Genomic DNA, 6,000 nt, shown 5'->3' with positions numbered 1-6,000 from the left:
CCGTGGAGAACATCCAGCAGGTGCGAGCCGTGTGGAATGGCGACCGTTGGGAACTCCACCTCGTCTGCAAGGTCGAAATTCCCGTTGAGGACGCACCCGGCGACAACACGGCTGGAATCGACCTCGGTATCAGCAACTACCTCGCTATCGCCTACGACGACGGGGATGCGGAGTTGTATCCGGGGAATATACTGAAACAGGACAAGCACTACTTCACCCGCGACGAGTACGACACCGAAGGCGAGAACGGGCCATCGAAGCGTGCGCTCCGTGCCCGTCAGAAACTATCGCGTCGGAAAGACCACTTCCTGCACGCGCTCGCCAAGCATGTCGTTGAGCAGTGCATCGACCACGCAGTCGGTCGCATCGCTATCGGTGACTTAGGGAAGATTCGAGAGGATGAGAACGGCGAGTCTCGTAACTGGGGTAAGCGCGGGAATAAGAAACTCCACGGCTGGGAGTTCGACCGCTTCACCACATTGCTTGAATACAAGGCTGAGGAACACGGCATCCTCGTTGACCGCGTTTCAGAGCGAGATACGAGCAAGACGTGTTCGTGTTGCGGTCGGAAGCGTGACGCGAGCCGTGTGGAGCGTGGCTTGTACGTCTGTGAATCGTGCGGAGCGACGATGAACGCAGACGTGAATGGTGCGGTGAACATCCGCAGAAAGATAACTCAGAATCCTCCGACGGAGGATATGAGTAACGGTGGTTTGGCACGGCCAGTAGCCTACCTGTTCAACCAAACCTCGGGGCGTTTCGCACCGAGCGAACAGGCGGGTTGCGAACCTTAATATCCCAACGCTCGGGAATCCTCGCCCTTCAGGGCGGGGAGGATGTCAACGGGAAGTAAGCACATAGGGTACTAACGGCACTGCCCCTCGCCGTTTTGTTCCTGTCAGAAAGTTGTAGGGTCCAGGTGCGAGAATTGAACCCGCGTCTCAGCCTCCACAAGGCTGAAGGATAGTCCACTACCCCAACCCGGACACGTTGCACTTTCAGATACGACGCCTGTGATGGATATACGTTACGACTCGGGGCGGCCGCGTCGGTCGGTCGCACACGCAACGGGGTGGCAGACGGAGTGACGTCGGCGCGGTCGACTGCTGCAATCCAGCCCCGTCCTCCCCAGCCGACCCCTCGCTTCGCTCGTCGGCCGTCGTGAGAGCAAGCTCTCACGTCCTCCCGCTCACTTCGCTTGCGGGACCCTCGCACGCGGTGCGATGGCGGTCCAGTCGCGTTGCGGTCGTGACTCACTCCGCTCTCCCTCGCGACGTGGTCGCGGCTGGTGGCGTGAGACGTGGTACCGTGAACGCGAACGACTTTTGATGGCTCGTCGGCTATACCGGGACAACAGTGGCGATCACGGACAAGATCTACGTCAAGAACCACCGGCAGCTCTCCTCGCAGCTGGACACGAACATCCCGAAGGGAGCGTTCAAGGGAGCGACGCTGGACATCCTCTTCCAGGGCGGTGGGCTCGAGAAGCTCGACGAGGCGACCCGCGACCGCGTGCTGGACTTCGCGAAGGACTTCCTCGACTGCTCGTGCGACAACAACCCCTACTGCGGGCACCCCGAACGGAAGTTCATCCGGTACCTCCTCGAACTCCGCGCGCAAGGCCTCGGGCCGAGCGCCATCGTCGACGTCATGAGCGACGACTACATGCTGTACGCGTACGAGGGCGACGTCCTCTCGTTCCTCGACCAGAGCGTGCGGACGCTCGAAGCCGCAGAGGAACTCGCCGACGTCGACGACCGACGGGAAGCAAGAGACCGGATGCGGTCCGCGAAACGCAACCTCTCCGGGTGATCCACCGGTCGAGACGCGGAATCCCGGACGAATTCCACCGACGCGAGTCGCGCCAGCGTCGTACGTCGGGCCGTTCCTCCGCGGGTCGGTCTCGACGTCTTCACCTCCTTCGAGGGCCGGTCGTCGAGTTCAGTCGAGCTGAGTCCACTCCATCCCGCTCGGGTTCGTCGGTGGTTCGAGCGGGCTCGTCGGGAGCGTGGTTCTGACGTCGGGTTCGTTGTACGACCGTGGCGCCACGTCGTTCGGGCCGTCGGGATAGAAGAGCGACGCCAGGAGTTGGATGTGTCCGCGGCCGACGCAGAGCTCTGACCGGCCACCGCCGTACATCTCGATGTCCTCGGCCTCGCAGTACTCGATGGTCTCGAAGACCGATCGTACCGTGCCGAGGCGCGAGGGCGTGATGGTGCACCAGCGCGGGGCGAGTGGGAGGTCGCGGAGGTCGTCGACGCCGTGGATGGGTGCGTTCCACGAGATGCGGTCGGCGTTCGCCGCGAGGGTGCCCCGGACGTCCTCGGAGAGTGATGGGTCTTCGACGACCGCGTTGGGGAACGTCTCGAAGAGGCGTCGGTAGTCTGCTGGCGTCGACGGGCGATCGCCAGTGGCGGTGTCCAGGTGACCGTTCAGGTCGAGGACGCGGACGGCGTCGGTGTCGGCGAGCGTCCTGAACGTGTCCTCGGTCCATGCCTCGGTGGGGGCGAGTTCGAACTCGCAGGTCGGGTTGACCGCGAGAACGTCCTGGACTCGCGTGGTGTCGCCGTTCGGTACGGGGGTGTTGGCGACGAATCGGACCGGTGAGCGCTCGCGGTCGAGGAGTGACGCGAGCGTCTCGTCGTTCTGTTTGAGTGCGAGGTCGAGGGCGGCGCTCTCGAGCGCCCAGCGTCTGCAGTTCCGGGACGCCTCGCGTTCCGGTGGGTCCGTCGGGAAGAGGTCGACGTCGTCGAGTGTCCGGGAGAACTCGTCGACGGTGTACTCGCCGGTGAGGTCGAACGCGGGCGGTTCGGGCAGGGCCTCGTGGGCCACGGGGTCTGGGGTGACGTCCTCGCCGGCGCCGAAGGTATCGCCTGCGAGGAGCGCGAACGTCGAGGTGACGCGGACGCGTCCGTCTGCCAGCTCTCGACGTCGGCTCGTTCGTTCGTTCGCGTCGATCGAGAGCGGGAGGTCAGCGACGTGGTCGTAGAGCGTCATGGTGCTCGCTGCTGTGGGGGGGTGTCCTTGTGGGTGGGTTCGGCGTTTCCTCGTCGATAGCTGGTCGGCGGTTCGATGCGACGCGATGCGTACGCGCTGAGTGACGGTTGGTCTGTGTCATGTCGTTCGTGCGCGTTCGGTGGGCGCTGACGGTGCGGTGATGCGAACCGGTCGGCGGTGGTCCGGTGCGTCCGTTCCAGCGTCGACGGTCAATCGGTCGTCGTTCGTCTGGCGAACGCGACCAGGCCGTCTGTTGCTCGTCGAGTATCGATGAACGATGCGCCATCGAGCCTCGTTACCCAGTCCTCGACGTCGTCGCGTTCGTCCTCGGGCTTCCCGGTTCTGATGGCGAGGAGGTCGCCGGCGTCTGCGTTCTGGAGGGCGTCGGCGGCGGACAGGATCGGCATCGCGCACACCTGGCCGGTGACGTCCACGACGTCGTCGGCGTCCTCGATCGTTGGGGAGTTCTCTTTCATTTGTCGAATGCACTCTCTGACAGTATTGTACGTATTGCACAAGAAGCGTATTATCGGTGTCGGTAACGGCGCGTAATGGGGCTTAAAACCGTCAAAGCGATGGCAGTTTTGTGGGATTAGTGCACTTCAACCCGTTCCTCTGGGAGGGTCACGACCTCCATCGCCTGCCTCGCGCGAACCCGCGGTCGTCGACCCTGGGACGCCGGCGCGCGCCGCTTGCAGACGCCTCTCGAGGACGTTCACCAGCCAACCCGTCGAACCGACGGTTCTCGGAGCACCGCCACGGAGAACGAGAACGTGCAGCGAGCGAACGCGAACGCTCCGCTCAGCCGACGTACGGCGTATCCTCGTCCTCGTCCTCGGTCTCGCTCCCGTCGAGGTCCTCGAGGTGGATGACGTCCTCGCCGGGGTCGTCGTCGACCTCCTCGCGGAGCTTCGTGACGTACTGCTTGTACTCGTCGAGCTGATCGCGGAGATGATCGGCCTCCAGTTCCAGGCGTTCGTGCTCGCGGACGAAGCTCTTCGGGACCTTCACCTTCGGCGGCCACTCCTCCTCGTCGGTGTCCTCCTCGCTGATCTCGTGCTCGGGCATCACCGCGACCTGCCCGTCGTGCGCGACCAGCATGTCGACGTAGTCGCGGAACACCGCCGACAGCGAGATGTCTCGTTCCTCGGCGATCTCCTGGAGCGTCTCGAACGCGTCCTCGTTCACGCGGAAGGAGATCGTCTTGTTCTTGTTCCCCATCCTAGGCGCGTACTATCGCGTTCACGCACTTAAGTATTTGTCAGACGCTCGCACGGACGAGCGCGATGCGACGAAAAAACGCGGTCAGTTGGCGAGTCCGGGTGGCGAACGCCCCGACGGTCAGGGCGTCGCTTCCGGCTCCTCGGTCTCGCCGCCGTCCTCGACGATAGAGTCGAGTGCCGCAGTGGCCTCACGACGGTACGTCTCCACGGCGGTGTCGTACTCGTCGCGCGCCATCTCCGCGTACTCGTTCGTCTCGTCCTCGAACGCCTCGATGCGGTCGAGCGTCCGTTCGGCGGTCTCGACGATCCAGCGCTCGCGCGCGTTCTCGTCGCTCGCCGAGATGGACTCCGGCCGCAGCGAGACGTTCACGTTGCCGTCGTCCGTCTCGAACGTCGACGGCTTCCCGACGACCGCGACGTACTCCGGCGCCTCGGCGTCGCGGAGGAACGCGGTCGCGTCCGGCTGGTACTGCCCGGCGTACACGAAGAAGGTCCCCGTCGGACCGACCACGCGACCACGCCAGTACTCTGATTCGTCACCGATGTCCTCGGTCTCCGTCAGGGTGCCGACGACGAACACGCGGTTCGCACGGTCCCCCGTGGGGAGCAGCGCGAAGTTCGGGGCGCGCTCGTCGTCCGATTCCTTGAACGTGAACGTTGCGTCGTTGAACTCGCGTGCGAAGACGCGTTTCGCGACTTCGCGAGTGGGTGCCTGACTCATGTCACATCGACCTCGCTCGTTCCAGCGCCGCGGTCGCATCGACCGGCTCGCTGAGCTGTTCGACGTCGTCGGCGAGCACGTACCGGCCGAACGTCGGGCCGCTCACGCGGTAGTACGTGCCGATGACGAGGTCGCGGATCTCGTCGGCGACGACGGTCGTGTCGAGCGCGTCCATCGCCATGTCCTTGGCTTCCTCCAGACTGATGCCGGTGATGGCTTCGGTCGTCTCCTTGTCGAAGATGACCTCGTGCGCGTCGATACCGTCGTCGACGACGCCCTTGATGCGGAGGTCGAACTCGCCTTCGACCTCGCCGTGCTCGCTACAGCGGCCGTTCTGGAGGACGCGCGTGCAGTCCTCCTCGGGGCAGCGCTTGATGAGCCCGGAACCGGACTGCATCGCGACGAGCGCGCCCTCGACGGTCGTGGAGTCGTCGCCGACCTCGATGTCCTCGTCGAGTTGCTCGATGGTCGTGGTGCGGTTCAGTTTCACCGAGTAGTCGCCCTGGTACTCGTCGGTGACGAGGTTCCCGAGGGCGTACACCGCGCCCTCCTCGAGCTTCGGGAGGTCGCTGGACGCGAACGCGGTGAACTTGATGGTGCCTGATTCGTCGCCGAGCAGCCCGACCTGGGCGACGGCGTCGCTCCGGGCGTCCCAGAGGTCGACGACCTTCGCGGTGACGTCGATCCACTGTTCGTCCTCGTCGACGTCCGCGACCTGGACGTGGTCGTTCGAGCCGCTGCCGCCACCGAGCGCGTCGCGCTCCATACCGGCTTCGTCGAGGTAGTGACTCGTCACGGAGCGCCGTGCCTCGTCGAGCGGGACTTTGTACTCGTCGACGAGCGTGTTGAGGCGTTCCTCGACGTCGTCGACGTCGATGTCGATGTGGTCCGAGAACTGTTCGTGTATGTCTTCGGCGTGGTCTCGCAGATCGCTCATTGTGGGTTCCTGTCTCCGCGTGTGTTTCGTGGGAGACGCATCGACCTTCGCGCCTGATGGTATTTAAATTGCCGGTGGCGGAGTGGAAGTGGAATCCCCCGAGTGGGGCGCCGAGAAGGCGG

Annotated in this window: 7 protein-coding genes and 1 tRNA gene; 2 read left to right on the top strand and 6 right to left on the bottom strand. The window is 64.3% G+C overall.

Annotated elements, in window-relative coordinates:
- Nucleotides 1–794: RNA-guided endonuclease InsQ/TnpB family protein (locus tag LI336_RS20015; protein WP_227134949.1), on the top strand; the 794-nt coding region annotated here is incomplete at its 5' end.
- Nucleotides 795–913: 119 nt separating this feature from the next.
- Here the strand turns inward: LI336_RS20015 and LI336_RS20010 are convergent.
- Nucleotides 914–986 (bottom strand) — tRNA-His (locus LI336_RS20010).
- Nucleotides 987–1,356: 370 nt separating this feature from the next.
- Between LI336_RS20010 and LI336_RS20005 the strand changes: the two genes are divergently transcribed.
- A complete protein-coding gene (locus LI336_RS20005) occupies nucleotides 1,357–1,812 on the top strand; it encodes a DUF5814 domain-containing protein (protein ID WP_227134948.1) in 456 nt (151 codons plus the stop codon).
- A gap of 129 nt (nucleotides 1,813–1,941) precedes the next feature.
- Here the strand turns inward: LI336_RS20005 and LI336_RS20000 are convergent, their stop codons facing one another.
- The 5 genes from LI336_RS20000 to LI336_RS19980 form a co-directional block, all read right to left on the bottom strand.
- The gene (locus LI336_RS20000; RefSeq protein WP_227134947.1) at nucleotides 1,942–2,997 is read right to left on the bottom strand and encodes an enolase-like domain-containing protein; all 1,056 of its coding nucleotides are present in this window, start codon (nucleotides 2,995–2,997) and stop codon (nucleotides 1,942–1,944) included.
- Between the two features lie 209 nt (nucleotides 2,998–3,206).
- Nucleotides 3,207–3,473, bottom strand: a complete 267-nt coding sequence (locus tag LI336_RS19995) for a sulfurtransferase TusA family protein (protein WP_227134946.1) — start codon at nucleotides 3,471–3,473, stop codon at nucleotides 3,207–3,209.
- Between the two features lie 325 nt (nucleotides 3,474–3,798).
- Nucleotides 3,799–4,218 (bottom strand): DUF8146 domain-containing protein, encoded by a 420-nt coding sequence (locus LI336_RS19990; RefSeq protein ID WP_227134945.1) that lies wholly within the window; start codon nucleotides 4,216–4,218, stop codon nucleotides 3,799–3,801.
- Nucleotides 4,219–4,338: 120 nt separating this feature from the next.
- Nucleotides 4,339–4,941 carry an RPA family protein gene (locus LI336_RS19985; protein WP_227134944.1) on the bottom strand — a complete coding sequence of 201 codons (603 nt, stop codon included), beginning with the start codon at nucleotides 4,939–4,941 and terminating at the stop codon, nucleotides 4,339–4,341.
- 1 nt (nucleotide 4,942) lies between these two features.
- Entirely contained in the window at nucleotides 4,943–5,878 is a 936-nt protein-coding gene (locus LI336_RS19980) for a replication factor A (RefSeq protein ID WP_227134943.1), read from the bottom strand.
- Nucleotides 5,879–6,000 lie beyond the last annotated feature (122 nt).

Origin of the sequence: Halorubellus salinus, from assembly GCF_020567525.1 — an archaeon.
Taxonomy (GTDB): domain Archaea; phylum Halobacteriota; class Halobacteria; order Halobacteriales; family Natrialbaceae; genus Halorubellus; species Halorubellus salinus.
The sequence above is the reverse complement of the archived record's forward strand: the minus strand, read 5'-3'. Positions and strand labels throughout refer to the sequence as shown.